The organism is Nigerium massiliense, assembly GCF_000826085.1.
Classification (GTDB): Bacteria; Actinomycetota; Actinomycetes; order Propionibacteriales; family Propionibacteriaceae; genus Propioniciclava; species Propioniciclava massiliense.
The window spans coordinates 545,240-570,476 of sequence record NZ_CCYM01000002.1 but is presented as its reverse complement, the minus strand read 5'-3'; the positions used below and the strand labels follow the sequence as shown (position 1 = coordinate 570,476).

Genomic DNA, 25,237 nt, shown 5'->3' with positions numbered 1-25,237 from the left:
TGTTGCAGTAGGTGTTACAGCTTGCCGAACGACCACGTTGCCCGGGGGTCCTTCTTAGAAGCGCCCTGCCAGGTGACAAGCCCTTCGTCCTGGAGAAGGCCCAGCGCTCGCGTGGCCGTCATGCGCGTGATGTCGGCCAACTCCGCGATCTGGCCGGTGCCCAGTGGCTGATCGGAGAGACGGAGGACATCGAGGACGGCAAGGGCGCTGGCCGTCAGACGTTCTCTCAGCTCAGCAGGTAGGGCATCGGCCGCAAGGAGTGTTAGCGTCACCGTGCTGGCTGATTGCTGGTAGATGGGGTCGACGAGCCCGCGCCGCCTCATCTCAGCGAACATGCGTCTGATCCCCTCCCCGAGTTCCCGCGTGATCCCCATGTCGGAGCAAACCCGCGCAATGCGTGGATTCCGCGCGTAGCGCTTGATGTCCAACGGCTTGTCCGGGTTGACCAGGCCGGGGAACCGTCCAGGGGAGGTGATCTCGATGCGATTCGGGAAGATCTCCACCCGAATGTGGTCGCCCATCATGCTGTAGGAGCGGTGAACCACCGCGTTGACCAGGCCCTCCAGCCAGGCGTCGCGGGGGATGCGGGAACGTGACTCGAACAGGCCCGAGGGCCCGAGTTGTCGCCACTTTGGGAGCAGCTCCTCAATCGTCGCGGCCGCAGCTGTGATCTGCTGGGGGAGCGAACCCTCCAGGCGTCTGTCTCCGTTCTCCTCCAAGCTCATCGATGCTCCGACGCCTCGCTGATCCGATCCGTACTTCAGCACGCGGATCACGGCACTGGGGAACTCGCGTTGGGGACGATCATCGAAGAGGAGTTGGGCTGCCACCGTGAGACGCCCTTGCCTATCAGTGAGATCCCGGGCGTCCAGCATCCCCTCGACGCTGGACGCGCCGATACTTTGTGTGTAGGCCTCGAGTTGATCGCGGTCGAGGTCCGCGACGTCGAGAGGGACCGGCGATGCTTCGTAGTGGGCGGCGCCGCGGTCATAGGCAAGCTCCCGCTGCTGTGCCACGGAGAGCTTGCGGGATTCATCGCCGACACGCAGGTAGCACTCGCCCCGCTGTGTGAGATGAAGGACCTCGCCTGGGTCCACCCGAATCACGAGGATGACAGCCTCTGCCCCGGACTCGTCGAGGGTCACTCGTTCGTCGATGGTCGTGCGGACGGATGGCTCCGTGAAGTCCATGGCTGCCTGGCGGAGTTCATTGCGGCGGTTAGGTGGGACGCTTTCGATTCGTCCGTCGTGCATACCGATGACCACGACACCGCCATCCGCGTTCGCCATCGCGACCAAGGGAGTCGCGAGGTCTCTCGCGCTGATTCGGGCTGACTTTCGTTCGAACCATTGGTCTTCCGGCAATTGAAGTAACGCTGCGCCGACCGCATCGTCCGGCAGCGCGAGCGCCCGGTCCACCTCTAATGACCCCATGCACTTACTGTAACATTGTGGCAGTAGTTACCAGTAGTGCTGAGGCGAGGTCCGCCATCCTTCTGGCCGGTCAGTCGAGTTCGCCCACGGCCTTCACGGCCGCGTCCCTGGCGCGGGCGGAGCGCTGGGGCGTCCGGTCTCCCAGGACGCCGACGGTCAAGCCGCCGACGGTCCCGACGGCCGGGGTCCGGGCTGTGCCACCGGTGGCGTCGTCGCCGCGGACGCAGAACACTCGGGCGTCCGCGGCCAGCCGCGCCACCTCGGCGTTGGTGGCGGGGGAGTCCGTCAGCGCGAGGACGTACCAGGGCTGGCCCAGGTCGCCGGCGAAGGTGCGTCTCTCCCAGGCGATCTCGCCGCGCGCGGCCAGCTCCGCGAGACCCTCAGTGACCTCCGGGGCCACCAGCCGCACCCGCGCGCCCGCCTCGAGCAGGATCGGCACCCGGCGGTCGGCGACAGTCCCGCCGCCGACGACCAGCACCTCGCGCCCGGCGAGCATCAGCCCCGCGAGGTAGGCCGGCGAGCCGTGGCCGGGCTGCAGGCGCCCGAGAGCCTCGTGGTAACGCTCGACGACGACGGTCGCGAGCTCGTCGCAGTCCCCGATGAGCCCGGCGATGCGCACGTCGGCGTCCGGATGGGCCTGCGACCACGCGGCGGTCTGCTCCCGTGTCCAGTTCTGCAGCTTGCCGGCGAAAAGGTAGTTCGGCACCACCACGATGCGCCGTGCTCCGGCGCCGTACGCCTCGTCCAGCCCCTCGCCGAGGGTCGGGTGCGTCACCTGGATGAACGCCAGGTGTGCCCGGGCGAACCCCGCTTCCTCGGTGATCAGCCGGGCCAGCCGGGCGTGGTCGGCGTTGGTCTGCGCCAGGGACGTCCCGCGCCCCAGGATGACGGCGGACGTCTCGGCCAGCGGCCACTCCGCCGCCGCCTCGCGTGCCCGCTCGACGAGCACCCGCCGCAGTCGCGGATCCGGGCCCAGGTGGCGTCCGTACACCACCGCCGAACCGGGGACGCGGAGGCGCCCGGCCGTGATGGCTTCCGGGATGTCCGACTTCACGTGCCCGCCGGAGCCCAGCATGAGCGGGACGACGACCGCCTGCTTGTCAGCCGACCGCGCCAGGACGTCGGCCAGCGCGTCCGCGATCGGCGGGTCGGTCAGCTCGACGAACCCGGCCCGCACGTCGACGTCCGGGAGCATCCGCTGCACCCGCGCGACCGTCCGCAGGCACTCGTCCGCGCCAGGCTCCACGCGGGTCCCGTGCGCAGCGATCACGAGCGGCACCCCCGTCTTCCGGGACGCCCCGGGGACGCCGGGTCCATCGGACACGGACGCCTCCGTGGCGCGAGCTTCGGGGTGTCGGTCGGGCTGACCGGACGGCTGAGGGGTGCTCACGGCTGCTCCATCCAGTGATAGTCGCGCGGGGTGACGATGGCCTCGGCGCCGGCGCCCGTGGACACGAACCTGGTGGTGGACGAGCCGACGACGACCAGCGCGTGCATGTTCACCCACTCGACGTCGAAGTCCGCCAGGGTCGCGGTGTGCACGGTCTGTTCGGGCCGCTCGGCGTCCATCACGACGGCGACCGGGGTGGACGCCGGCCGGTGCTCGCGCAGGATCTCCAGCGCGCGCGGGAGGTGCTTGACCCGCTTGCGGCTACGGGGGTTGTAGAGCGTCACGACGAAGTCGCCCTGGGCGGCGGCCTCCAGGCGCTGCTCGATGGTGTCCCAGTCGGTGTGCAGATCGGACAGCGAGATCGTCGCGTGGTCGTGCCCCAGCGGTGCGCCCAAGATCGCCGACACCGCCAGCTCCGCCGTCACGCCCGGCACCACCTGCACCTCGACGCCGTCCGTGCCCTGCTCGAGCGTCGGGCTGGCCATCGCGTAGATCGCCGGGTCGCCGGAGCACACCAGCGCCACCGCGCGCCCCTTCCGCGCCTCCTCGATCGCCAGTGCCGTGCGCTCCTCCTCGGCGCCCATCCCGGACGCCAGCACCTCGGTCCCCGGACGCAGCAGGTGCCGGATCTGCGCGACGTAGGGCCGGTAGCCGATCACCATCGAGGACGTCTCGAGCACGTGCCTCGCCCTCGGCGTCAACAAGTCGTCGCTGCCCGGGCCGAGCCCGACGACCGCCAGCTTGCCGAGCGCCGGGAGGCGTCCGACCGCGCAGGTCGCCTCGGGGGTCTTGGTCTTCTCGACGATGAGGTCGGCCCCGCGGGCCAGCACGGACGCCTCGGCGACGCTCGGCGTCCCGACCGCGGACGCCGGGGCGTCGGACGGGTTCGGGACGTCGCGGGTGGCTAGCTCGTCGGCGGTGAAGGTCTCGAACGGGACGCCGAGCCGCGTGGCGAGCTCGGCCAACCCGGGCTCGTCGGCTTTGGCGTCCACGCTTGTCAGCGCCGCGATGGACTCCTTGGCGAGGCCGGCTTCGGCGAGCGTCCGGTCGAGCAGCGCCTCCAGCGCGTCGGCGGTCGTGCCGCGGTTGCAGCCCATCCCGACGACCAGGCTCGGCGGGCGCAGGACGACGGTGGGGAGGTGATCGTCGGCGGCCGGTTCCCCGGCGCTGGGCTCAGTGGCCGCGATCCGGTCGGTCAGAAGGATGCGTGCCACGGGGGCGTCCGGCTGCGGCAGTTCGGTGACGTGGACGCCGCGGCGTTCCACCCGCGGGACCCCGGGCTCGTAGACGGTGAGCGGGAGGGCCGGCAGCGGCCAGGCCTGCTCGCGGACCAGCTCGACGGGTCGTCCGTCCAGCATCGCGCGGGTGACGCCGGCGACATCCCCGGCGTAGCGCCAGCCGAGGGTGTCCAGGGCGGTGACCCCGAGGGAGTCCGTCGCGGTGGTGAGGACGGCGGTCGCGCCGATGCCGTCGGCGACGCGGCGCGCCAGCGCGTTGGCACCGCCGCCGTGCCCGCCGACGAGCGGGATGCAGAATCGGCCGCCCTCGTCGACGACGACCACGCCCGGGTCCGCCTTCTTCGACGTGAGCAGCGGCGCGATCAGCCGGGTGGTGGCGCCGAGGGCGAGGTGGCTGATGATGAGGTCGCACTCGGTCCAGGCGCGGGGGAGCCCGTCGGCGGCGGGGCCGTCGTAGCGGTGGGTCGCCATGCCGAGGGCCTCGTCGATGGCGTCCGCGCGCGCCCGGCTGGCCGCGGAGTTGGTGATCTGGCCGATCGTCCCGTCCCCGCGGGGCGACGGGACGCCTCCGGTCTCGGTGTTCATGTCCTCGGCCCTTCCGGCCACCGGGGACTGCTCGCCGGTCGCCTCATCGGAGTCCGGGTGGTGCGCCAGCACGAGGACGACGTGCGGCTGCAGCGGGTCGACGGTGCGGGCCTCGTCCTCGGTCAGCACGCGGACGCGTTCGTCGTCCTCGCCGAGCCGCTCCGCCAGCACGTAGGTGCGGCCCAACCCGGCCAGGGATTCCGCCAGCTCGCGGACTCCGTGCCGGTGATCGGTGAGGACGCCGACCTTCGGGTGTTCGCGGCATGCGGCGTACGCCGGGGCCGGGTCGTTGCCGTGCGCGGAGACGAGCAGGGCGTCGTCCCACGGGAGCCCGACGGCGGCGAACGCGGCCTGCAGCGACGTCGGGGCGGTGACGACCCGGGGTCGCAGCCCGGCGCGGCGCATCCGCCGCACCACGCCGTAGAACAGCGGGTCCCCGGAGGCGACGACCACCGCGTCCTCCCCCTCGCCGAGCGCCAGCATCCGCTCGATCGCCGGGGTGATGCCGCCGAGCACGACCGCGCGATCGTCCTCGACGCCGAGGGCGTCCAGGTGGCGGCGTCCGCCGACGACCAGCGCCGCCGACTCGGCGGCCCGACGAACGTCCTCACCGATGTGGCCGAGGTAGCCGTAGACCGTGATCATGCGTCCTCCTGGGTGGCGTCGCGCGGGTGGGAGATGGTGGGGCCGGACTCATCCGTCGTGTCCGGGGCGCGTCCCGGCGACGCGGCGGTCGGCTCGGGCGGCCCGCTCTGGTCGCCACGGCCGGCGGTGACCCCGATGGCGCCGTGCTCGCGGAGCCCGCGCTGGGCGTCCGGCTCGGCGGCGCGGTACTCGTGCCGGAACCCGGGGTGGTACAGGTGGCTGCGGGCGTCGATCGGGCCCTCGCGCAGCGCCGGCCCCACCAGGATCACCGTGTGCTTCCACAGCTTGTGCGCCTTGCAGGTGTCGTGCAGCTCGTCGAGCCGGCAGCGCAGCATCAGCTCGTCCGGCCAGGTGACCTGGTAGCCGATGATCACCGGGGTGTCCGGTCCGTAGCCGCCCGCCAACAGGGCGTCCTGCAACTGGCGGTTGCGCGCCGCGGACAGGTAGAGCGCCATCGTGGTGCCGTGCCGGGCGAACTCGGCGACGGACTCCCCGTCGGGCATGGGGGTGCGGCCGCCCTCGAGCCGCGTCAGGATCAGCGACTGCGCCACCTCCGGGACGGTGATTTCGACGTCCATCCGCGCCGCGGCGGCCGAGAACGCGCTGATGCCCGGGATCGTCTCGTAGGGCACCCCGAGGCCGGCGAGCAGGTCGCGCTGTTCGGCGGTCGCGCCGTAGATGGACGGGTCGCCGGTGTGCACCCGGGCCACCAGCAACCCCTCGTCCCGGGCGCGGCGGTAGAGCGGCTCGATGTCCTCCAGGGACGCCGTCGCCGAGTCGACGACCAGCGCGTCCGGACGCCGTCCGTCGATGACCTTCGGGTTCACCAGGGAGGACGCCCAGATGATGATGTCCGCCGCGGCGATCGTCCGGGCTCCGCGCAAGGTGATGAGGTCGGCGGCGCCGGGACCCGCGCCGACGAAGACGACCCGGCCGGGACGGCCGTCACCGGCCGGATCGTCGTCGCTGGGGGTGGGTAAACGTTCTGGATCCGGGGTCACAGCCGTCCTCCCGTCGTGGACCGCCGCGGGGTGCTCAGCACCGTGGAGAAGTAGGACGCAGCAGCGTCCCGCTGCTCGGCCGGGGTGATGGACTCCTCCGCCAGGCCGATGTTCGTGCCGACGATCGTGGTCCGCTCGGGGCCGCCGACGTGCTGCAGCACCTCCGGCAGGCGGCGCCCGGCCTTGTAGGCGCAGACGGTGTCAGCCGCCTCGCTGATGCGGTCGAGGGTGTCCATCCCGGCGGTCACCGGCACCAGCGCCAGCACCTCGGTGCCCTCGACCAGCGGCGTCCGGGACGCGGCGGCCAAGGCCTGCATCGCCGTGATGCCGGGGACGACCTCGACGGCGACGTCCGGCAGGCGCTCCAGCACCGTGGCGGCCAGGTAGCTGAACGTGGAGTACACGCTGGGGTCGCCGACGGTGGCGAAGCTCACGGTGGTCGCGCCGGACCGGAACTCCTCGACGGCCGCGGCGGCGGACGTCTCCCAGGCCTTGGCGCGGCGCTCGGTGACGCCCGAACGGTCGGCCATGGTGAAGGGGACCCGGCGGATCTTCCCGGCGACGCCGCGGCAGCTCTGCGTGACGATCGTCTCCGCGCGGCCGGATTCGTCCCCGGACTTCTCGGTGCTGGGCACGAGGATTACGTCGGAGCTCTCCAGAGCGCGCACCGCCTTGACGGTGATCAGCTCGGCCTCGCCGGGGCCCACGCCCACGCCGAGCAGTCGTCGCACGGGGGTCGGCGCAGCGCCGTCCATGTGGCCTCCCAGGTCTCTCGCCCGTTGATCGTGCCTCGTCCGGGCGAGTTCCTGACTTCCCTGGCGGGATCACAGTGGCGGGACCGTCCCGGATTCACACCGGGTTCCTCAGAGCCGAACGGCCCTCAGTCTGGCACAACCTGGACGCCGCGCGCGGGCGTCCGGGAGAAGACGCCGCGGCTACTGCCCCTTGCGCAGCGCCTCGATCAACTCGCCCTTCGTCATCGACGAGCGGCCGTGGATGTCGAGCTCGCGGGCGCGGTCCAGGAGCTCGTCCTTGGTCTGGTCCTCGTAGTTCTCGGCCTTGCCGCCACGACGTCCGACCGCGGAGCGGCCGTCGCGCGCGGCGGCGTTGGAGATCGCCGCCGCCTTGCCCTTCGACATGCCCTCGTCGCGAAGGTCCTCGTACAGTTCCGGGTCGTTGATGGCCGGGCCGTGGTCTTGGGTCTTTTTCGCCATGCCCCATGGTGGCGCTCCCCGCCGACGGGGGACAACGTCCGAACGGCGGCCCTGCTGCGCCGTCGTGCCGAGGCCGAACCGGCTCGCTGCGCCGGCGTTGCTCGCCCGAGCCTCTAGTTGCGCCCCAGCAGCCCGCGGATCTCGACGACGCGCCTCGCGTAGGCCTGCAGCGCGACGTCCTCGGGGAGCCGCGGCGTCCACGGCCGGACGTCGACGGGCTCCTCCTTCTCGTTCTGCGCCTGATAGACGAACGCGCAGTCGGTGGTGGTCAGCAGCTCGGTGGAGCGCGGGTCGCCGGAGCGGACGTGGACCGCCACGTGCATGTCCGAGCCGTGGGTCGCGATGAGGCGTCCCTCGACCTCGACCATGTCCCCGATGTACATGGGCCGGTAGAAGCGATAGCCGCCGGCGTACGTCGCCCGCACGGGGCCGTGGTGCCAGCGCTCGGCGACGACCTTCGCCGTGGTGGCGATCCAGTGCATGACGTAGCCGCCGTGCACCTTGCCGCCCCAGTTGACATCGGTGGGGGACGCCAGGAAGCGCAGCGTCTCGCGGCACGACTCGGTCTTGTCGGAGTAGACCTGCTCGGCCATCTCCTCCTCGATCTTCTTGCGCACCTCCGTGAGCCGGCGCGACCGCGCGTTCTCGCGGCGCTCGAAGTCGTCCTCGGGCTCGAATCGGGGCACCTCGGTGGGACGGCCGTCGTCGCCCATCGCGACGAAGATCAGCAGGCACTGGGTGTTCGTCAGGGGCTTCCCGCCGCTTGCCGGGTCGGAGCTCGTCACGGTGCAGACGACCTGCACCGATGTCCGTCCGGTGTAGACGACGCGGGCCTCCACCTCGACGATCGCGCCGACCGTGGTCGAGCGGCGGAAGTGGATGTTGCCGACGTACGCGGTGACGCAGTAGCGCCCGGTCCAGCCGGCGGCGCAGGCGTAACCGGCCTTGTCGATCCACTCCAGGATCTTGCCGCCGGCCACCCGGCCCTGCGCGTTCGCATCCATGGGGGCCGCCAGGAACCTCAACGTCACCGATCTCTTCGTCCCTGGCATGGCCTCACCTTTCGTCACTGTCTCGACATCGACATTGATGCCTGAGCGAAGCGTCGTCCGCGGCGGGGTTCGCCGTCAAGCGCAAAGCGCTGGTCACCCCCGCCCGCGGGAGGCGGGACGGATACGCTGAGCCCATGCGCGATGAGCACGCCTTCGCCACCCGGCCCATCGACGAGATGTACCGCTGGTTCGCCGACGAGGCCGAGCCGACCTCCCCGATCTGGGGCACGCTGTGCCGCTGGATCGCCGAGACGCCCGAGGTGTGCGAGCGGCTCGACACCCTGCCCGGACGCAGGCGTCAGCCGAACCTGTTCCTGGCCAGCATTCGCTACCTGAACGGACCGACCGCGCCCGGGGACGAGTTCATCGCGTGGGTCGGCGAGAACTGGGACGCGATCGAGGAGCTCATCCTGAGCCGCTCCACCCAGACCAACGAGCCCGGACGCTGCGCCGTGCTGGCTCCGGTGCTGGCGTCGCTGCCGCAGCCGATCGCGCTGCTGGAGATCGGGCCGTCCGCGGGGCTCGGGCTGTTCCCCGACAAGTACCGCTACCGCTACACCGGCGACGTCCGGCAGGAGGTCACCCCGCCTACCGCCCAACCGGACGCCCCCGAGCTCGTCTGCGAGGTGACCGGCCGGCCGCCGGGTGACCCGTCGCTGCTGGTGGTGCGGGCGCGCGCGGGGCTGGACCTGAACCCGCTGAACCCCGGCGACCCCGACGACGTCCGGTGGCTGCGGGCGCTGGTCTGGCCGGGGGAGGACGCCCGCGAGCGGCGGCTGGTGAGCGCGCTCCAGCTGGCCGGGTCGAACCCGCCGCGGCTGATCAAGGCCGACGTCACCGAGCGGCTGCACCTGCTGCTGGCGCTCGCCCCCGCCGGGACGACGCCGGTGATCATGCACTCCGCCGCGCTGGCCTATCTGCCGAGGGCCGAGCGCGACGACGTGGTGCAGCAGATCCGCGACTCCGGGATGCACTGGCTCTCGTTCGAGGGCCCGACCGTGGTCACCTCGGTGCGCGAGCAGCTCACCGACGATGACGCGTGGGCGAGCAGGCCGAACTTCGTCGTCGCCCTGGACGACGTCCCGCTCGGCCGCGCCGCCGCCCACGGATCGTGGGTGTCCTGGTACTGATCCGCGGTTGCGCGGCCGCGGAGCGTCCCGCCCCGTCGTGCGGAGGATTGCCCGGCGCCCGCTCTCACCACCCCATCGGGACGCCGTCGGCGCGGGGCTCGCTGGCTGCCGCCAGGACGCCGTCGTCCAGGGTCCAGATGATCTGGCCGCGGCCGAAGTCGGCGGCGCTGTCGGGCGGGAGGACGTCGTGGCCGCGGGCGGCCAGGTCGTCGGCGATGGCCGCCGGCACGGTGTCCTCGAGCAGCACCCGCCGCCCGGCGTCCCAGCGCCAGCGCGGGCGTCCCAGGGCGGTCGCCGGGTCGTCGTGGTGGTCGACCGTGTCCACGACGACCTGCAGGTGCCCTTGGGCCTGCATCGCGCCGCCCATCACACCGAACGGGCCGCAGGGGCGGCCGTCCTTGCTGAGGAAGCCCGGGATGATCGTGTGGAACGGCCGCTTCCCCGGCGCCAGCACGTTGGCGTGCCCCGGGTCGAGCGAGAAACCGACGCCCCGGTTCTGCAAGGCGATCCCGGTGCCGGGCACGACGATTCCCGACCCGAAACCGTGGAAGTTCGACTGGATGAAGCTGACCGACTGCCCCTGACCGTCCGTCGCGCACAGGTAGACGGTGTCGGACGACGCGATCTCGGCGGGCACAGGCTCCATCGCCTCGCGCCCGATGAGCGCCCGCCGGGACGCGGCGAACTCCTTGCTGAGCAGTTCCTCGGTGGGCACCCGGACGTGGTCGGGATCGGCGACGTAGCGGTGCGCGTCCGTGAGCGCGAGCTTCATCGCCTCGATGTGCCGGTGCCACGCCTCGGGATCATCCGGCGCCGCCGGCTCGAACCCCTCGATGATGTTCAGCGCCGTCAGCGTGGCGATGCCCTGGCCGCTCGGGGGGATCTCCCAGACGTCGTACCCGCGGTAGTTCACCGAGATCGGGTCCACCCAGGTCGCCCGGTGCCCGGCGAGGTCGTCCCGCGTCAGGTAGCCACCGGTCTCGCGCGCGAAGGACGCGAGGCGTCCGGCCAGCTCGCCGCGGTAGAAGTCGTCGCCGCGCGAGGACGCGATCGCCCGCAGCGTCGCCGCGTGATCCGGCAGGCGGCGCACCTCGCCGGGACGCGGCCCACGGCCGTCCGGCGCGAACGTCGGCAGCCAGCCGGCGAACTCGCCGCCCGTCCGCGACACCGCAGCTGCAGCGGCGCGCGTCCAGAACCCGGCGACGACTCCGGAGACGGCGAAGCCCTCGGCGGCGTACGCGATCGCCGGCTCCAGCAGCCGCTCGAACGGCAGCGTCCCGAACCGCTCCCACAGGCGCACCCAGGCGTCCACGGCGCCGGGAACGGTCACGGACTCCCAGGAGTTCAGCCCGATCTCGCCGATCCCGCGCTCCCGCACGGCGGTGGGCGAGAGCGACGCGGGCGCGCGTCCGGACCCGTTCAGGCCGTGCAACCGGCCGCCGTCCCAGACGAGCGCGAACGCGTCGCTCCCGAGCCCGTTGCTGGTGGGCTCGACGACGGTCAACGCCGCGGCCATCGCGATGGCGGCGTCCGCGGCGGAGCCCCCCTCGGTCAGCATGCGCAGCCCGGCGGCGGCGGCGAGCGGCTGGCTGGTGGCGACGGCGCCGTTGCGGGCGAACACGGGCTGACGCGCGCCGGACGTGGTGAGCGGGGCGAGGTTGAGGTGCATATCAGCGGGCATGGTTGATCAGCGGATCCGTCGAGGTTCGGTCAGTGCGGGTGGGGCGTCAGGGCCTGGCGTACCGGTCGGCCCACCGCCGGGTCCGGGTGTCTTCGTCGTAGGTGTAGACCTCGCGGCCGTCCACCCAGACGCGCAGGGCGCGGTTGCGGGTGTCCAGCGGGTCGCCCGACCACAGGACGACGTCGGCGTCCTTGCCCACCTCGAGCGAGCCGATGCGGTCGGCGACGCCCATCACCTCGGCGGGATTGATCGTGACGCACGCGATCGCCGCGTCGTGGTCGAGGCCCTCCTTCATCGCCAGGGACGCCTGGTAGACGAGGTAGTCGATGGGGACGACCGGGTGGTCGGTGATGATCGAGACCTTCACGCCGGCCTTCGTCAAGATGCCGGGCGCGGCGGGCGTCCGGTCGCGCACCTCGGCCTTGGAGCGGGAGATGATCAGCGGCCCGTACAGCACGGGAATCCCCCTCGCCGCGACGAGGTCGGCGATCTTCCACGACTCGGTGCCGTGATCGAGCACCAGCTCGTAGCCGAACTCGTCGGCCAGGCGCATGGCCGTCGCGATGTCGTCGGCGCGGTGGCTGTGCTGGCGCCACGGGATCTCCCGGTTCAGTACCCGGAGCAGCGCCTCGTGGGTGAGGTCGCGGTCGGGATCGGACGCGTCGCGGTGGTTGAGCGCCTCGGTGAACGCCCCACGGATCGTCATCGCTGTGCCCAGCCGGGTGTTCGGGGTCTTCTTCTGGTCGCCGTAGAACCGCTTCGGGTTCTCCCCCAGCGCCGACTTCAGGCCGGAGGGGTTGCGCAGCACCATCTCGTCCACGACGCGGCCGAACGTCTTCAGCGCGACGGTCAGCCCCCCGATCGGGTTGGCCGAGCCGGGGTTGACATTGACCGCGGTGACGCCGCCGGACAGCGCGTCGTCGAAGCCTCGGTCGGCCGGGTTGATCGCGTCGATCGCCCGGGCCGCGGCGGTGACGGGGTTCGTCGACTCGTTGGTGTCGTTGCCGGCCCACCCTTCGCCCTCCTCGTGGACGCCGAGGTGGACGTGGGCGTCCACGAGCCCGGGCAGCAGCCAGCGCCCGCCGGCGTCGATCACCTCGTGCCCGTCGGGGACGGCCACGTCGGCCCCCAGCGCGGCGATGCGCCCGTCGGTGAGGACGAGCGTCCCGTCGAAAGGTTCGCCGGCGACCGGGTGGACGTGGGCGTTCGTGATAGCGACGTTCATGCGCCCACCCTAGTCACGGGCAGGGCGCCGGCACCCGGGTCGACCAAATATGTGTATGTCATCTAAGGGTTGACATCACGCAAGACGAGGGGCACGGTGGAGACATGAAGAATCCCTTGGTGTGGCACTCCGCCCTCGTGTTCGTGGCGCTGGGGGTGCTGCTCAGCAGCCCGTTCGACGGGGTGAGCGCCCCGGAGATCGCGAGTGCGGCGCTCGCCTCGCTCGCCTTCGTCGTCGGCGCCTGGTTCGCCCCGACGTTCTGCGGCCCGTTGCTGGGCGTCAGCCGCCCACCGACCGCGCGGCAGGTGCGCGTCAAGTGCACGCAGCTGTGGCTGGGCGCCGCGGCGGTGTACCTGGGGTTCCTGCTGTTCGCGTGGGGGTCGGGAACCCACGTCATCGTCGGCATTGGCGTCGCCCTGGGGGTCGGCGCCGTGATGGGTGGCGGGCGGTCTGCGGGCGAGCCGACGGAGGCGTCCGAGGAGGGCGGCCGGTCGGCTGAGACAATGGACCGGTGACCGACCCGCTGGACGCCATCGCCGCCGCCTCGCAGGATCTCGCCGCCGCGGAGGAGGCCCTGCACGCCCGGGTCGCGGAGGCCCGGGAGTCCGGGTTCACCTGGCAGGCCATCTCGGACGTCCTCGGCGTCAGCCGCCAGGCCGCGTTCAAGCGGTTCGGACACCCGCACGACCCCGCCACCGGCGAGCCGCTCGAGACGGTCAGCCCGCTCGACGCGGGCGCGATCGCGTCCGACGTCTTCGGCCGGCTCGCTTCCGGCGACATCGACGGGGTGCGCTCCCTCATGACGGACGCCTGCGCTCGGGCCCTCGGCAAGCGCGCGCTGGCGTCCACCTGGGACGAGGTGGTCACCCTCTTCGGTGACGTCGTCGACGTCACCGAGACCGGAACCTACGGCGCGGACGGCGAGCGCCTCCCGGACGTCTCCCCGCCGCCCAGTATCGGACGCGTGGCGCTGCGGCACGCGTCCGGGACGACCGTCGGCCACGTGAGCGTCAACCGCTTCGGAACCGTGAACGGCCTGACCATCCGCCCCCAGACGCTCGAGACCTGGCCGTTGTGAGCGCCGGCCCGGCCGACCGTGCTGTAGCTGCTCGGTAGGCTCCAGGCATGGCCGACGAGCCCGATCTTCCCCTGCGGACGGAACGCCTCACGCTGCGTGCCTACGAGTCCGGCGACGTGGACGCGCTGCTGCGTTACTACGGCCGCGAGGACGTCGCCCGCTATCTGCTCGACGAGCCCTGGCAACGGCCGTGGGCCGAGCGCCAGGTCGCCCGGCGGCTCTCCCAGCGGCACATCGCGAACGCCGGCGACGCGATCTCGCTCGTCGTCGAGTGCGACGGCCGCGTCATCGGGGACCTCTCCCTGTGGGCGCTGGACGAGTCGCTGTCCCACGGCGAGTTCGGCGTCGTCTTCGACCCGGACGCCGGCGGCAAGGGCTTCGCCTCCGAGGCGACCGCGGCCGTCCTGACCCTGGCGTTCGACCACTACGGCATGCACCGCGTCCAGGCGCAGTGCGACGCCCGCAACCATGCGTCCGCGGCGCTGTGCGGCCGACTGGGGATGACGCACGAAGCCCACCTGCGGCAGAACTGGCTCAGCAAGGGGGAATGGACCGACACCCTGGTCTATGGGGTGTTGGCCGCCGAATGGGCCGCCCGCACCTGTCCGGCGGGGGACAGCCTCCCGCGCTGAGCGGCGCGGGAGGCTGTCGCTCAGTTCATCACTTGCTTCAGCGCCCGCATCTTGTTGTCGGCGTCCAGGGCGGCGACCTTGTAGGCCTCCGACAAGGTCGGATAATTGAACACGCTGTCGATCAGGTAGTCGATGGTGCCTTCGCAGCCCATCACCGCCTGGCCGATGTGCACGAGCTCGGTCGCGTTCGTCCCGAACACGTGGACGCCCAGCAGCTTGCGCGTCTGGGTGTGCACCAGCAGCTTCAGCATCCCGTACGAGTCGCCCGTGATCTGGCCGCGGGCGAGCTCGCGGTAGCGCGACAGGCCCACCTCGTAGGGCGCGGATTCCGACGTCAGCTGGCTCTCGGTCTGCCCGACGTAGCTGATCTCCGGGATGGTGTAGATGCCGATGGGTTGCAGCACCGTGATCGGCTCGGGGTGTTCGCCCATCGCGTGCAGCGCGGCGATGCGGCCCTGCTCCATCGACGTCGCCGCCAGGGCCGGGAACCCGATGACGTCGCCCACGGCGTAGATGTGCTTCTTCGACGTCTGGAAGTCGGGGTTGACCTTGATGCGGCCCCGCTGGTCCGCCTCCAGGCCGGCGGCACCCAGGTTGAGCAGCTCGGTCGCGCCCTGGCGTCCTGCTGAGTAGAGCACGGTCTCGGCGGGGATCCGCTTGCCGCTGGCCAGGGTCGTGATCGCCCCGCGCTCGTTTACCTCGACCTTCTCGACGGTCTCGCCGAACCGGAACGTCACCGACTGGTCGCGCAGGTGGAACCGCAGCGACTCGACGACCTCAGCGTCCGCGAAGTCGAGCATCGTGGGGCGGGCGTCGACGATGGTCACGCGCGTGCCGAGCGCGGCGAACATCGACGCGTACTCCACGCCGATCACACCGGCGCCGACGACGACCATCGAGTTCGGGATCGACGGCAGGTTCAAGATGCCGTCGCTGTCCACGACGTGTCGGTCGTCGAACTCGATCTTCGGCGGCCGCGCGGGGGTCGTCCCCGGCGCCAGGATGATCTTGTCGGCGGTCACCTTGACGTTCTCGGCGCCGCTGATCTGCATGGTGTGGTCGTCGACGAAGCTCGCGTCGCCGTTCAGCATGGTGATGTGGTTACGCAGCAGCTGGTTGCGGACGACGTCCACCTCGCGGGCGATGACGTGCTGGGTGCGGGCGGTGAGGTCGTCCATCGTGATGTCGGCCTTGACCCGGTAGCTGGAGCCGTACATGTCCCGCTGCTGCATGCCGGTGAGGAACATCACGGCCTCGCGCAGCGTCTTGGACGGGATCGTCCCGGTGTTGGTGCAGACGCCGCCGACCATCGTCCGCCGGTCGACGGCCGCCACCCGGAAGCCGAGCTTCGCCGCCGCGATCGCGGCGCGCTGCCCGCCGGGGCCGGTGCCGACGACGAGGAGGTCGTAGTCGTAGCGCTTGTTGACGGCCTCGTCGCGCCCGTCCTCGGCGTTGTCCAGCAGGTCGGGCGCCTCTTGCGCCGCCTCCGCCTTCTTCTCCGTCGTGCTGGTCTTCTTCTCCGCCATGTCGTCTCCTCCGAGTGCGAGCGCGGACCGACGGGCGTTGCCCGGCGACCTTTCGTGCGCGTGCCAGTCTGTCATTCGGGACGCCCGAGGCCTAGGTTGGCCAGATGAACACTCGGACACTGGGGCCGTTCACGGTCTCGGCCATCGGCCTGGGCGCCATGCCGGTCAGCATGAACAACGCCGGCGAGGTCCCCGACGAGCGCCAGGCGATCGCCACCATCCACGCCGCCCTGGACGCCGGCGTCACGTACATCGACACGGCCGACATCTACGCCCCGTCCTGGGACACCATGGGCCACAACGAGCGCATCGTCGGCAAGGCGCTGCGCGCGTACGGCAACCATGACGGCGTCGTCGTCGGCACTAAGGGCGGCATCACCCGCGGCCCCGGCGAGACCTGGGGCCGCGACGGTTCGCCCGAGTACCTGCGGTCCGCCGTCCAGAAGTCGCTGGACGCCCTCGGCGTCGACGTCATCGACCTGTACCAGTGGCACCGGCCCGATCGCTGGCGCGCCTACGCCGACGTCATCGCCACGTTCGGGCGGCTGCGGGACGAGGGGCTGATCCGCGCGGTCGGGATCAGCAACGCCGACGTCGAGGAGATCGACATCGCCGTCGAGGTGCTCGGCGAAGGCGGCCTCGCCAGCGTCCAGAACGAGTTCTCCCCGGCCTTCCGTAACTCCGAGGACGAGCTCGAGCACTGCGGCGAGCTGGGGGTCGCGTTCCTGCCGTGGAGCCCGCTGGGTGGCACGGGCGGCGGCGCGGTCGAGGTGGGGGAGCGGTTCGGTTCCATCGGCGAGATCGCGCGCGACCACGGGGTCTCCCCCCAGCAGGTCGTCCTGGCGTGGGAGCTCGCCAAGGGCGACCACGTCATTCCGATCCCCGGTGCGCGGCGTCCGCAGAGCATCGTGGACTCCGCCAAGGCCGCCGACCTGACGCTTTCCGCCGACGAGTTGGCCCGCATCGACGCCGATCGCTGAGAGATTCCGTCCGACCCGGTAGCGTCCTGGGTGACGACGAAGGAGACGACGTGACGCTGATCGACGACGCCCGTGCGCTGCTGCCCGACCTGGTGGCTCTGCGCCGCGACCTGCATCGAAACCCCGAGGTCGGCCTGGTTCTCCCCGAGACCCAGCGACGGGTGCTCGAGGAACTCGACGGGCTCGGCCTGGAGATCACGACCGGGACGAACACCACCTCGGTGACGGCCGTCCTGCGTGGCGGACGTCCCGGCCCCGTCGTCCTGCTGCGCGGCGATATGGACGCGCTTCCCGTCCGCGAGGAGACCGGCCTCGACTTCGCCGCGACCAACGGGAACATGCACGCCTGCGGCCACGACCTGCACGTCAGCGGCCTCGTCGGCGCCGCGCGTCTGCTGGCCGCCCGCCGCGAGGAGCTGCCGGGCTCGGTGATCTTCATGTTCCAGCCCGGCGAGGAGGGCGACGGCGGCGCCAAGGTGATGATCGACGAGGGCGTCCTGGACGCCGCGGGCGAGCGTCCGGTGGCGGCCTACGGCATCCACGTCGCCACGGGTCCCTGGGGGGAGTTCTCGTCCCGGCCCGGGCCGCTGATGGCCGGCGCCAACCAGCTGCACGTCACCGTGCACGGACGCGGCGGACACGGCTCCCAGCCGCACACGTCCACCGACCCGGTCCCGGCGCTGCTGGAGATCGGCACGGCGCTGAACGCCATGGTGACGAGGAAGTTCAGCGTCTTCGACCCGATCGTCGTGACCGTGACACAGCTGCACGCGGGCGAGGCGATCAACGTCATCCCGCCGACGGCGACGCTGGGCGCCACCGTCCGGACGCTGTCGAAGGAGCACACCGACCTGGTGATCGCCGAGACGCGGCGGCTCGCGGAGGGTATCGCGGCGGCGCACGGCTGCACCGCGGACGTCGCGCTCGACGTGATGTACCCGGTCACGCTGAACGACCCGGGCGAGGCCGACTTCATGGCCGACACGCTGCGCGACATGTTCGGGGCCGACCGCTATGTGGACCTCCCGGTGCCGATGATGGGCTCGGAAGACTTCTCGTTCGTGCTGGACGAGGTGCCCGGCGCGTTCCTCTTCCTCGGGTGCACGCCGCGCGACCGCGACCCGCGCTCGGAGCCCTGGAACCACTCACCCCTCGTCCACTTCGACGACGAGATGCTGGCCGATCAGGCGGCGGCGCTGGCCGAACTGGCGTTGCGCCGCCTGGCCAAGGGCGCCTGATAGGCGATCGGGGCGGTCAGTCCCAGGTCCAGCGGAGGCCGTAAACGCCCGGGGCGGGGTCCATCCACACGTGCTGCACTTGGCCGGTGTCGACCACCTTGACGGGCGCGCTCTCGTTGTGGACGTCCTGGCGCTCGATGGACGCGCTGGAGAACGAGGTCACCGAGGTCGGCATCGACTTGGTGTGGAACTGGACGCTGAGCGCCAACTCGCGCAGCGGCTCGGGCGCGCCGCGCACCAGGCGGAAGGACGGCTTCGTCGTGGGCGCCCACGTGATCAGGCACTCGGTCAGCACCACCTCACCCCGCTGCAGCGGCCGCGGGAACAGCATCTCGGCGACGACGAGTTGCTCCTGCGGGGCCACGACGACGCGGCCGACGGTGCAGCCGAAAACCGGCTCGATCTCGGGGACGACCTGCTCGGCGGCGTCCTGCTGGATGACCACCGGCCACGCCTGGGTGCCGGATCGCTCGGCGCGCAGCAGCAGCCGGGTGAGCTGGGTGGCCTCGGTGCGGTCCTCGGCGATGGTGACGTTGTCGTGGCAGGTGAGGCGGGTGATGCGTCCGGCGTAGTCGATGCCGAGTTCGGAGATGATCTGCTCCGCGACCTTCTCTCCGGGCACGACGCTCTGCCACGGGAAGATCTGGTGACGGCTGCGGCCGTCCGCGTTACGGATGAGTTCGATGAGGGCGCCGGATTCGAGATCGAGGATGCTCTCCAGCTCGACGAGGGTGCGCAGCGAACGCGCCCGGGTGGGCAGGGAGCGTCCTGACTGCCAGTAGCTCAGCGTCGCGTTGCTGACCGGGACGCCGGCCACCTCCAATCGGGCGCGGATGCGGTCCAGGGAGAGGCCGCGGGCTTGCACCGCCTTGCTCAGGACTTCGGCGAACGTCCTATCACCATCGGGGGTTTGCTGGCTCATGGACAGGGATCCTTTAGGGAGGGGGACGGGCTCGGCTCGTCATTCACAACGGATCTTAGCTGTGAAGGGTGGCCGATGCTCAATGATGGAGGATAGGTGTCCCCAACAGCCAGGATGGAAGCGCTAGCCACACGGGTGATTCGCCGTCCGCAGGACGGTCCTTTCGGGCCGCCGGGTCGGCACCTTGGGACGAGGACCGGCCGGCCACGGCGTCCTAGAGTCTTCAGTGAAGATCGCGGGGATCGCGAACCGAAAGGTGAGCGAGACGACTTCACGGGTGGCGTCTGGTCAACGCCATGAGGCCCGGCCCGTGCCATCCCCCTCAGGCGCGGGCCGGGCCTTTCCCATCCCCGCAGGGACGGGCCGTTCGCCCGGGCGCAGGGCCTGTCAGGCCCGCACCGTCGAGAGGATGCGGTGCACCTCTGCGGGATCGGAGGTCGTGCGCAGTCGCTCGGCGTTCTCCGGGTCGGACAGCACCCCCGCCAGCGCCGACAAGATGCCCATGTGGGCGTCGCTGCCCGAGGCGATCGGGATGCAGACCGTCACCTGGTGCCCGTCCCAGTCGACGCCCTGGGGGAACTGCAGGTAGCCGATCACCGGCTGGAGCACGTTCACCCGGCACTGGTTCGTGCCGTGCGGGATCGCAAAGCCTTCGCCCATGTAGGTCGAGATCTGCTCCTCGCGCACGAACATGCCCTCGATGTAGGCGGGCTCGACGAGCCCGGTCGCGACCAGCGCCTCGCCGCACGCCTGGATGGCCTCCTGCTTGGACGCCGCCGCCTGGCCCAGCCGGACGGCCTCGTCCCTCAGCACCGCTTCGGACATGTCGCCCCTTTCGCTCGGGTACCGTGCCCACGTTAGTGACGTCGCTGGGGCACCGATAGCCCCGGCGCTCGGCGGGAAGGCTCAGTCGCGGCGGATGCGGGCGAGCGCGGACGCCGCCAGCGACTCGAGCTCGGGCTCCGTGTTGTCGGAGAACTCCGCCAGGTCGGGGACGTCGGTGCGGTTCACCATGATCGTGGCCGCGACGCCGGCGATGTCGTGCGCGGTCTCCCGGTCGGGCTCGGTGTCGCTGAGGGTGCTGCCCGCCAGCCGCTTCGCCTGCGCCGACCAGCCCTGCGACTTCAGCACCTCGCGGGCGGTCGCCGACGGATCGGACGGCCGCGGGAGCAGCACCTCGGCGCCACGCAGGACGGCCAGCGTGCACGCGTCCTTGACGTCCTCGGGAGTCTCACCGTCCAGCAGCAGTTCCGCCGCCGAGCCCACCGCCCGGGCGGCGGCTGCGGCGTCCGGGGTGCCGGGTTCGAGGGCGAAGCGGGCGATCGCCGCGACGGGATCGTCCCCCTCGCGCGCGAGTTGCTCGGCCGATGCGGTGAAGCGTGTCATGGCCCCCACCGTGGCACTTCGGCCGTCCGGTCGCAACGAGCCGTGCAGGTCAGGCCAGCACCTCGTCCAGGGACGTCGACGGCAGGTCGTCGAACGCTTCGGCGACGCCGGGGTGGACGATCGTGCCGGCCGCCGTGTTCACGCCCTGGGCGAGCGCGGGATCGTCTGCGCACGCCTGGCGCCAGCCCTTGTCGGCCAGCGCGACGGTGTAGGGCAGCGTGGCGTTCGTCAGGGCGTAGGTGGAGGTGTTGGCCACCGCGCCGGGCATGTTGGCGACGCAGTAGAACGTCGACTGGTGGACGGTGAAGACCGGGTCGGCGTGGGTGGTCGCGTGCGAGTCCTCGAAGCAACCGCCCTGGTCGATCGCGACGTCCACCAGCACCGAACCGGGGTTCATGCTCGCGACCATCTCGTTCGTGACCAGTTTCGGCGCGCGGGCGCCCGGGATGAGGACGGTGCCGATGACGAGGTCGGCGTCCTTGAGTTCGGTGCGGATCGCCAGCGACGAGGACGCGATCTGTCGCACCGCGTTGCCGTAGCGCCAGAACGTGGTGCGCAGCTTGTCGAGATCGGTGTCGAGGACCGTGACGTCCGCGCCCATGCCGTTGGCGACCTGGGCCGCGTTCTGGCCCGCGGTGCCGCCGCCGATGACGACGACCTTGGCGTTCTTGACGCCGCCGACGCCGCCGAGCAGGATGCCGGGGCCACCCTGCGGCTTGAGCAGGTAGTAGGCACCGACCACGGGGGCCAGGCGTCCCGCGACCTCCGACATCGGGTAGAGCAGGGGGAGCTGGCCGTCGGCACGGCGAACGGTCTCGTAGGCGATGGCGGGCGTCTTCGCCTCGATGAGCGCCTCGGTGAGGGGGCGGTCGGCGGCCAGGTGCAGGTACGTGAACAGCGCCTGGTCTTCGCGCAGGAAGGGGTACTCCTCGGCGATCGGCTCCTTGACCTTGCAGACGAGCTCGCCCGCCTCCCAGGCGGCCGCGGCGTCGGGGACGATGGTGGCGCCCTGCTCTTCGTACTCGGCGTCGGGGATGGAGGACCCCTCGCCTGCCCCGGCTTGGATGTACACCTCGTGGCCGTGCCGCACGAGTTCGTGGACGCTGATGGGCGTCATTGCCACCCGGGACTCGTTGTTCTTCACTTCGGCGGGGACGCTGATCCTCATGGCATTGCACCTTTCCGTTCACGTCGTCGTGGTCGGCGGGTTGGCCGCTGCGACCACTCTACGGCGCCGCCTCGCCCCTGGACCGGCGGATTGTCACCGTTTTGTCAGCACCGCCCCCTTCCGCCGGCAGGCAACGGCCGGTGGAATGGGGGGATTACCGTATGGAAGGAACCACCACGATGAGCACCAACGACGAGCGACCCTTGGACAACGACGAGCGTCTTGGCGCCCGCGACGCGGACCTCACGGAGGGTGGCGCCGCGACCCGCGACGAGCGCCGGGGGCACACGCTGCGCGACGCCGACGTCCAGGGCGGCACCGGCGAGAACCTCGAGCAGGGCCAGCGCGGCGACGTGGCCGACGACGAGTCGTACGAGCGCGACGACCGCCCGAACTACGAGCAGGGCCACCCGGGCTGGGTCGACGACGCCGGCGACGAGAACGAGGTCGAGACCGGTACCCGCCTCGAGCAGGGCCACCCCGGCTACCTGGACGACGAGGGCCGCGAGGTCCGTCACAACTGGGGCAATGACGTCGACGCAGGCCGCCGCGGGGAGCGCGAGCATCACGTCGGCGACCGCCGTGACGCCGCCGTGGACCGGGAGGGCAGCCACGCGGCCGACACCGACCTGAGCGCCGAGGCGGACGCGCGTCCCGGTGACGCGATCAACGATCAGCCGGTCGGGCGGCAGAGCGAGCGTCCCGGCGGCGAGGCGCGCTGAGACGCCGGGAGGAGCAACGGATGTCACAGCACGAGGGTCCGATCGACGAGACAGTCGACCTGATCAATGGTAACGCAGCCATCCCCGAGGACGAGGGCCTGCTGGGCCGCATCGTCCGCGGGGAGGAGGACGGTGACGAGCGCAAGGATGCGGCCGAGGAGGCCGCCGACCTGAGCGTCGGCAGCGTGAACGAGCCTGCCCCCGACACCGATGGCCGGTCCGTAGCCGAGAGCGCGGACGCCAGCGTCGATGACATCGAACGCGAGGGCGACGAGCTCTGACGAAGGAGGACGGCATGTCCGAGGCCCCGGGTAACGGCATCGACCCCGACGAGCTCGCCGAGCCCGACGTCGACACCAGCGACAGCCGAGACGATGTCGACTCGGTGCCGGTCGCCGACGACATCTCTTCCCGCGAAAGGGAGATCCGCGGTGTTATGGAGGACGCCCCCGCGGCCCCCGGCACCCGCGGTGGCGACGACGGCCTGCGCGGCCAGGTCGATGGGGCGGTCGACCGAAGCGACGGCTGACCTGCGCTGGCCACGGCCGGCAGCAGAATCCGGCGTCCCGATCATGTCCGAGCGCCCGTGAGTTGCGGCAGCGTCTCCCCGCGATCGCCTGGCCTCAGCGCACTCGCCCAGTGCCCGCTACGGTCGAGACATGACCAAGGTGTCCCGTGCCCAACGCTGGATCAGCGCGGTGATCTGTGCCGTGTTCACCGTGCTGTTGTTCCTGCGCTATCAGGAGTCCGGCTCGACGATCGCCCTCGTCGGCATCGTCGTCGGGATCGGTCTCACCGTTCTGTGGTTGTACCGCGCCGTCGTCGGGCGTGCCGACGACCCAGACCAGCCGGCGCAACGCTGAGTCACCAGCCGTAGCCGGAGCCCGGCCATGTTTCGGCTGAGCGCGGGCTGAGACGGAGTGAATATTTGACCCGTGTCTCACCCCGCCTACTCGTTTGGATTCGTCCGCTGGGTGCCTAACTTGGTCGGCGGCGCCAGCCATCGGGGCGACGCCTAGGGCTAGGGGGAATGGCCATGGAGGAGAAGAACAACGGGCTTTCGCGCCGGGCTGCGCTCGGCCTCGGGGCCGCCTCGGTGGCGGCGCTCGCGGCGGGCTGTGCAGCGGCCAAGCCCGCCGGTACGTCGCCGTCCAGGGCCCCGGGAGCCACCGCCACCGCGTCCCCCGGGGGAGCCGGGGCGTCGTCAGGGCAGCAAACGGGGACGTCGTCGGCCGGCCCCAGCGCCGGGCCGGACGCCACGGCGTCCGCGCAGCAGATGCTGAGCCGGGCCACCGTCCCGGTACTGTGCTACCACCAGGTGCGCGAGTGGACGTCCAAGGATTCCGACTACAACCGGAGCAGCCTGATCGTGCCGCCGAAGAACCTCGCCGCCCAGCTCGACGGGCTGCTGCAGGCCGGCTACACGTTCATCACCCCGGACGACTACTGGACGCACCTGCAGACCGGCCAGGGCCTGCCGGCCAAGCCCGTGCTGCTGAGCTTCGACGACGGCAAAGACAACCAGGTGCTCGCCGCACTGCCGATGGTGGTGGAGCGCAAGATCAAGGCCACGTTCTTCGTGATGACGGTGATCCTCGGAAACCCCGGCTGGCTGAGCAAGGACGACGTCAAGCGCATCGCGGACGCCGGAATGACCATCGGCGGCCACACCTGGGACCACCACCCGGTGACCAAGTACACGGGCACCGACTGGTCCACCCAGATCAACAAGCCCCGCGAACTCCTCCGCAAGGTGTCGGGGCAGGAGGTGCTCGACTTCGCCTTCCCGTACGGCGCGTGGAACGCCGCCGCGCTGCCGCACATCAAGAGCGCCGGTTTCCGCGACGCCTACCAGCTCGCCGACAAGCCCACGGACGCTGCCGAGCCGCAGTACACGCTGCGTCGCTACCTGGCCAACTCGTCGTGGGACGCCAAGAGCATCGTCGCCGCGCTGGCGAAGGACGCCGCCAAGACCCACTGACCCGGTTCGGGACAGTGCCGAGAAGCGCTGATGCGACTCAGGGCCGCATCGAGAGGGGTTCGCCTCAGGCCAAGCCCTTCTGCTTCAGCCAGGCGGACGCGATATCACGCGGGGACGCCTTGTCGGCGCCCTGGTTGCGGGCGTTCATCGCGATCAGGTCGTCGGTGGTGAGCTTGGCCGACACGGCGTTCACGGCGTCCACCACGTCCTGCCGATCGACGCGGGTGCTCATCAGCGGCACCACGTTCTGCGGCATGATCATGTTCTTCGGGTCTTTCAGCACGACGAACCCCTCATCGCGGATCGCCGGGGTGGTGGTGTAGATATCGGCGGCGTCCACCTCGCCCTGGGCGAGCGCGCGCACCGTCAGCGGGCCACCGCTGTCGGCGATCGGGATCATCTGGATGCGGTCGGCCGGGACGCCGTAGACGTTCGTGAGGCCCTTGGGCCCGTAGGGCCGCTGCGCGAACTCGGCATTGCCGCCCACCCGCAGCGTCCCGGAGTAGGTGCGCAGGTCGTCCAGCGAGGTGATGTTGTGCTGCTGCGAGAACTGCTTGGTGACGTTGTAGGCGTCCTTGTCCTCGGCCGGGGCGGGACGGCCCACCTTCATGCCGGAGGGGGTGGAATAGGCGAGCTCCGCGGCCACGGCCTCGGGGGTCTTGGCCTTCGTCTGCGCGTCGAAGAACTGCAACAGGTTGCCGGTGTACTCGGGTACCAGGTCGATCGAGCCGTCGCGCAGCGCCGCGATGTAGACGTCGCGGGCGCCGATCTGCATGGTGCGGTCGACCTTGATGCCCTTCGCCTCAAGGGTCTGGGCGTAGAGCTCGGCGATGATCTCCGATTCGGGGAAGCTCGCCGAGCCGACCCTGACCACGGTGGACGAGCCCGGGGCCGCGCCCGCGTTGCCGGTGTCGAGGGGGTCGGCGTTCGAGCAGCCCGCGAGCGTCAGGCAGCAGACGGTGAGCAGGGCGATCAGGCGGGAAGCGGTGCGCATCATGGCGACTCCTTCG

At 71.2% G+C, this 25,237-nt stretch carries 26 protein-coding genes and 1 riboswitch; of the genes, 11 read left to right on the top strand and 15 right to left on the bottom strand.

What is annotated here, in order from left to right; translation table 11 throughout:
* Positions 1–14: 14 nt before the first annotated feature.
* The 7 genes from BN1187_RS04085 to BN1187_RS04055 all read right to left on the bottom strand — a co-directional run bounded on the left by BN1187_RS04085 (position 15) and on the right by BN1187_RS04055 (position 8,558).
* Positions 15–1,433, bottom strand: coding sequence for an ATP-binding protein (locus BN1187_RS04085; RefSeq protein WP_052462261.1), 1,419 nt, complete (start codon positions 1,431–1,433; stop codon positions 15–17).
* 70 nt (positions 1,434–1,503) lie between these two features.
* A complete protein-coding gene (locus BN1187_RS04080) occupies positions 1,504–2,823 on the bottom strand; it encodes a CbiX/SirB N-terminal domain-containing protein (protein ID WP_235750585.1) in 1,320 nt (439 codons plus the stop codon).
* Positions 2,820–5,291 carry a precorrin-3B C(17)-methyltransferase gene (gene cobJ / locus BN1187_RS04075; protein ID WP_040158971.1) on the bottom strand — a complete coding sequence of 824 codons (2,472 nt, stop codon included), beginning with the start codon at positions 5,289–5,291 and terminating at the stop codon, positions 2,820–2,822. The genes BN1187_RS04080 and cobJ overlap by 4 nt, the downstream gene beginning before the upstream one ends.
* The gene (cobM, locus tag BN1187_RS04070) at positions 5,288–6,292 is read right to left on the bottom strand and encodes a precorrin-4 C(11)-methyltransferase (RefSeq protein ID WP_082034484.1); all 1,005 of its coding nucleotides are present in this window, start codon (positions 6,290–6,292) and stop codon (positions 5,288–5,290) included. The genes cobJ and cobM overlap by 4 nt, the downstream gene beginning before the upstream one ends.
* Positions 6,289–7,047, bottom strand: a complete 759-nt coding sequence (gene cobI / locus BN1187_RS04065; protein ID WP_040158968.1) for a precorrin-2 C(20)-methyltransferase — start codon at positions 7,045–7,047, stop codon at positions 6,289–6,291. The genes cobM and cobI overlap by 4 nt, the downstream gene beginning before the upstream one ends.
* A 25-nt stretch (positions 7,048–7,072) precedes the next feature.
* Positions 7,073–7,206, bottom strand: a riboswitch (cobalamin riboswitch).
* A 21-nt stretch (positions 7,207–7,227) separates the two neighbouring features.
* Positions 7,228–7,506 (bottom strand): Rho termination factor N-terminal domain-containing protein, encoded by a 279-nt coding sequence (locus BN1187_RS04060; protein ID WP_040158966.1) that lies wholly within the window; start codon positions 7,504–7,506, stop codon positions 7,228–7,230.
* 113 nt (positions 7,507–7,619) lie between these two features.
* Positions 7,620–8,558, bottom strand: coding sequence for an acyl-CoA thioesterase (locus tag BN1187_RS04055; RefSeq protein ID WP_040158963.1), 939 nt, complete (start codon positions 8,556–8,558; stop codon positions 7,620–7,622).
* A 134-nt stretch (positions 8,559–8,692) separates the two neighbouring features.
* Here BN1187_RS04055 and BN1187_RS04050 point away from each other — a divergent pair, with 134 nt between their 5' ends.
* On the top strand, positions 8,693–9,688 hold the full coding sequence (locus BN1187_RS04050) for a DUF2332 domain-containing protein (RefSeq protein WP_052462260.1): 996 nt from the start codon (positions 8,693–8,695) through the stop codon (positions 9,686–9,688).
* Between the two features lie 64 nt (positions 9,689–9,752).
* Here the strand turns inward: BN1187_RS04050 and BN1187_RS04045 are convergent, their stop codons facing one another.
* Together BN1187_RS04045 and BN1187_RS04040 are read right to left on the bottom strand one after the other, a co-directional pair.
* Positions 9,753–11,369 carry a gamma-glutamyltransferase family protein gene (locus BN1187_RS04045; RefSeq protein WP_082034483.1) on the bottom strand — a complete coding sequence of 539 codons (1,617 nt, stop codon included), beginning with the start codon at positions 11,367–11,369 and terminating at the stop codon, positions 9,753–9,755.
* Positions 11,370–11,415: 46 nt separating this feature from the next.
* On the bottom strand, positions 11,416–12,594 hold the full coding sequence (locus BN1187_RS04040) for an amidohydrolase (protein ID WP_040158960.1): 1,179 nt from the start codon (positions 12,592–12,594) through the stop codon (positions 11,416–11,418).
* A 104-nt stretch (positions 12,595–12,698) separates the two neighbouring features.
* Between BN1187_RS04040 and BN1187_RS04035 the strand changes: the two genes are divergently transcribed.
* From BN1187_RS04035 to BN1187_RS04025, 3 genes are read left to right on the top strand one after another with little or no spacing between them, the layout of a single operon-like run.
* Positions 12,699–13,109: a hypothetical protein gene (locus tag BN1187_RS04035; protein ID WP_147675066.1), complete on the top strand. Its 411-nt coding sequence runs from the start codon at positions 12,699–12,701 to the stop codon at positions 13,107–13,109.
* Positions 13,106–13,672, top strand: coding sequence for a hypothetical protein (locus BN1187_RS04030; protein WP_052462258.1), 567 nt, complete (start codon positions 13,106–13,108; stop codon positions 13,670–13,672). Before BN1187_RS04035 ends, BN1187_RS04030 begins: the two co-directional genes overlap by 4 nt.
* Positions 13,673–13,719: 47 nt before the next feature.
* Positions 13,720–14,304, top strand: a complete 585-nt coding sequence (locus tag BN1187_RS04025; RefSeq protein WP_040158956.1) for a GNAT family N-acetyltransferase — start codon at positions 13,720–13,722, stop codon at positions 14,302–14,304.
* 20 nt (positions 14,305–14,324) lie between these two features.
* Here BN1187_RS04025 and sthA read toward each other — a convergent pair whose 3' ends face one another.
* Positions 14,325–15,830 carry a Si-specific NAD(P)(+) transhydrogenase gene (gene sthA / locus BN1187_RS04020; RefSeq protein ID WP_082034482.1) on the bottom strand — a complete coding sequence of 502 codons (1,506 nt, stop codon included), beginning with the start codon at positions 15,828–15,830 and terminating at the stop codon, positions 14,325–14,327.
* A gap of 104 nt (positions 15,831–15,934) precedes the next feature.
* Between sthA and BN1187_RS04015 the strand changes: the two genes are divergently transcribed.
* On the top strand, positions 15,935–16,810 hold the full coding sequence (locus BN1187_RS04015) for an aldo/keto reductase (RefSeq protein ID WP_040158954.1): 876 nt from the start codon (positions 15,935–15,937) through the stop codon (positions 16,808–16,810).
* Positions 16,811–16,860: 50 nt separating this feature from the next.
* Positions 16,861–18,048: a M20 metallopeptidase family protein gene (locus tag BN1187_RS04010; protein WP_040158951.1), complete on the top strand. Its 1,188-nt coding sequence runs from the start codon at positions 16,861–16,863 to the stop codon at positions 18,046–18,048.
* Positions 18,049–18,064: 16 nt separating this feature from the next.
* Here the strand turns inward: BN1187_RS04010 and BN1187_RS04005 are convergent, their stop codons facing one another.
* The 4 genes from BN1187_RS04005 to ald all read right to left on the bottom strand — a co-directional run bounded on the left by BN1187_RS04005 (position 18,065) and on the right by ald (position 21,524).
* A complete protein-coding gene (locus BN1187_RS04005) occupies positions 18,065–18,970 on the bottom strand; it encodes a hypothetical protein (protein ID WP_040158948.1) in 906 nt (301 codons plus the stop codon).
* A 387-nt stretch (positions 18,971–19,357) separates the two neighbouring features.
* Entirely contained in the window at positions 19,358–19,795 is a 438-nt protein-coding gene (locus BN1187_RS04000) for a PTS mannitol transporter subunit IIA (RefSeq protein ID WP_040158945.1), read from the bottom strand.
* A gap of 81 nt (positions 19,796–19,876) precedes the next feature.
* On the bottom strand, positions 19,877–20,356 hold the full coding sequence (locus BN1187_RS03995; RefSeq protein ID WP_040158943.1) for a hypothetical protein: 480 nt from the start codon (positions 20,354–20,356) through the stop codon (positions 19,877–19,879).
* A gap of 49 nt (positions 20,357–20,405) precedes the next feature.
* Positions 20,406–21,524, bottom strand: a complete 1,119-nt coding sequence (ald, locus tag BN1187_RS03990) for an alanine dehydrogenase (protein WP_040158939.1) — start codon at positions 21,522–21,524, stop codon at positions 20,406–20,408.
* 179 nt (positions 21,525–21,703) lie between these two features.
* Here ald and BN1187_RS03985 point away from each other — a divergent pair, with 179 nt between their 5' ends.
* From BN1187_RS03985 to BN1187_RS03965, 5 genes are all read left to right on the top strand, one after another.
* The gene (locus BN1187_RS03985) at positions 21,704–22,246 is read left to right on the top strand and encodes a hypothetical protein (RefSeq protein WP_040158937.1); all 543 of its coding nucleotides are present in this window, start codon (positions 21,704–21,706) and stop codon (positions 22,244–22,246) included.
* Positions 22,247–22,266: 20 nt separating this feature from the next.
* Complete coding sequence (locus BN1187_RS03980; RefSeq protein ID WP_040158936.1) at positions 22,267–22,527, top strand: hypothetical protein; 261 nt, start codon at positions 22,267–22,269, stop codon at positions 22,525–22,527.
* Between the two features lie 14 nt (positions 22,528–22,541).
* Positions 22,542–22,775 (top strand): hypothetical protein, encoded by a 234-nt coding sequence (locus BN1187_RS03975; RefSeq protein ID WP_040158934.1) that lies wholly within the window; start codon positions 22,542–22,544, stop codon positions 22,773–22,775.
* A 130-nt stretch (positions 22,776–22,905) separates the two neighbouring features.
* Positions 22,906–23,109, top strand: a complete 204-nt coding sequence (locus tag BN1187_RS03970) for a hypothetical protein (RefSeq protein WP_040158931.1) — start codon at positions 22,906–22,908, stop codon at positions 23,107–23,109.
* 173 nt (positions 23,110–23,282) lie between these two features.
* Complete coding sequence (locus BN1187_RS03965; protein WP_157754734.1) at positions 23,283–24,227, top strand: polysaccharide deacetylase family protein; 945 nt, start codon at positions 23,283–23,285, stop codon at positions 24,225–24,227.
* A gap of 64 nt (positions 24,228–24,291) precedes the next feature.
* On the opposite strand, the gene BN1187_RS03960 is transcribed toward BN1187_RS03965, so the two are convergent.
* A complete protein-coding gene (locus BN1187_RS03960) occupies positions 24,292–25,224 on the bottom strand; it encodes an ABC transporter substrate-binding protein (RefSeq protein ID WP_040158928.1) in 933 nt (310 codons plus the stop codon).
* Between the last annotated feature and the right edge of the window lie 13 nt (positions 25,225–25,237).

What these genes read in the sequence shown, in the direction of transcription:
- BN1187_RS04085 (WP_052462261.1), bottom strand. Translation starts at nt 1,433, where the DNA reads ATGGGGTCATTAGAGGTGGACCGGGCGCTCGCGCTGCCGGACGATGCG.
- BN1187_RS04005 (WP_040158948.1), bottom strand. Translation starts at nt 18,970, where the DNA reads ATGAGCCAGCAAACCCCCGATGGTGATAGGACGTTCGCCGAAGTCCTG.
- BN1187_RS04015 (WP_040158954.1), top strand. Translation starts at nt 15,935, where the DNA reads ATGAACACTCGGACACTGGGGCCGTTCACGGTCTCGGCCATCGGCCTG.
- BN1187_RS04035 (WP_147675066.1), top strand. Translation starts at nt 12,699, where the DNA reads ATGAAGAATCCCTTGGTGTGGCACTCCGCCCTCGTGTTCGTGGCGCTG.
- BN1187_RS04040 (WP_040158960.1), bottom strand. Translation starts at nt 12,594, where the DNA reads ATGAACGTCGCTATCACGAACGCCCACGTCCACCCGGTCGCCGGCGAA.
- ald (WP_040158939.1), bottom strand. Translation starts at nt 21,524, where the DNA reads ATGAGGATCAGCGTCCCCGCCGAAGTGAAGAACAACGAGTCCCGGGTG.
- cobI (WP_040158968.1), bottom strand. Translation starts at nt 7,047, where the DNA reads ATGGACGGCGCTGCGCCGACCCCCGTGCGACGACTGCTCGGCGTGGGC.
- cobJ (WP_040158971.1), bottom strand. Translation starts at nt 5,291, where the DNA reads ATGATCACGGTCTACGGCTACCTCGGCCACATCGGTGAGGACGTTCGT.
- BN1187_RS04060 (WP_040158966.1), bottom strand. Translation starts at nt 7,506, where the DNA reads ATGGCGAAAAAGACCCAAGACCACGGCCCGGCCATCAACGACCCGGAA.
- BN1187_RS03975 (WP_040158934.1), top strand. Translation starts at nt 22,542, where the DNA reads ATGTCCGAGGCCCCGGGTAACGGCATCGACCCCGACGAGCTCGCCGAG.
- BN1187_RS03980 (WP_040158936.1), top strand. Translation starts at nt 22,267, where the DNA reads ATGTCACAGCACGAGGGTCCGATCGACGAGACAGTCGACCTGATCAAT.
- BN1187_RS04050 (WP_052462260.1), top strand. Translation starts at nt 8,693, where the DNA reads ATGCGCGATGAGCACGCCTTCGCCACCCGGCCCATCGACGAGATGTAC.
- BN1187_RS03960 (WP_040158928.1), bottom strand. Translation starts at nt 25,224, where the DNA reads ATGATGCGCACCGCTTCCCGCCTGATCGCCCTGCTCACCGTCTGCTGC.
- BN1187_RS03995 (WP_040158943.1), bottom strand. Translation starts at nt 20,356, where the DNA reads ATGACACGCTTCACCGCATCGGCCGAGCAACTCGCGCGCGAGGGGGAC.
- BN1187_RS03970 (WP_040158931.1), top strand. Translation starts at nt 22,906, where the DNA reads ATGACCAAGGTGTCCCGTGCCCAACGCTGGATCAGCGCGGTGATCTGT.
- BN1187_RS04025 (WP_040158956.1), top strand. Translation starts at nt 13,720, where the DNA reads ATGGCCGACGAGCCCGATCTTCCCCTGCGGACGGAACGCCTCACGCTG.
- BN1187_RS04000 (WP_040158945.1), bottom strand. Translation starts at nt 19,795, where the DNA reads ATGTCCGAAGCGGTGCTGAGGGACGAGGCCGTCCGGCTGGGCCAGGCG.
- BN1187_RS04055 (WP_040158963.1), bottom strand. Translation starts at nt 8,558, where the DNA reads ATGCCAGGGACGAAGAGATCGGTGACGTTGAGGTTCCTGGCGGCCCCC.
- BN1187_RS03965 (WP_157754734.1), top strand. Translation starts at nt 23,283, where the DNA reads ATGGAGGAGAAGAACAACGGGCTTTCGCGCCGGGCTGCGCTCGGCCTC.
- BN1187_RS03985 (WP_040158937.1), top strand. Translation starts at nt 21,704, where the DNA reads ATGAGCACCAACGACGAGCGACCCTTGGACAACGACGAGCGTCTTGGC.
- BN1187_RS04045 (WP_082034483.1), bottom strand. Translation starts at nt 11,369, where the DNA reads ATGCCCGCTGATATGCACCTCAACCTCGCCCCGCTCACCACGTCCGGC.
- sthA (WP_082034482.1), bottom strand. Translation starts at nt 15,830, where the DNA reads ATGGCGGAGAAGAAGACCAGCACGACGGAGAAGAAGGCGGAGGCGGCG.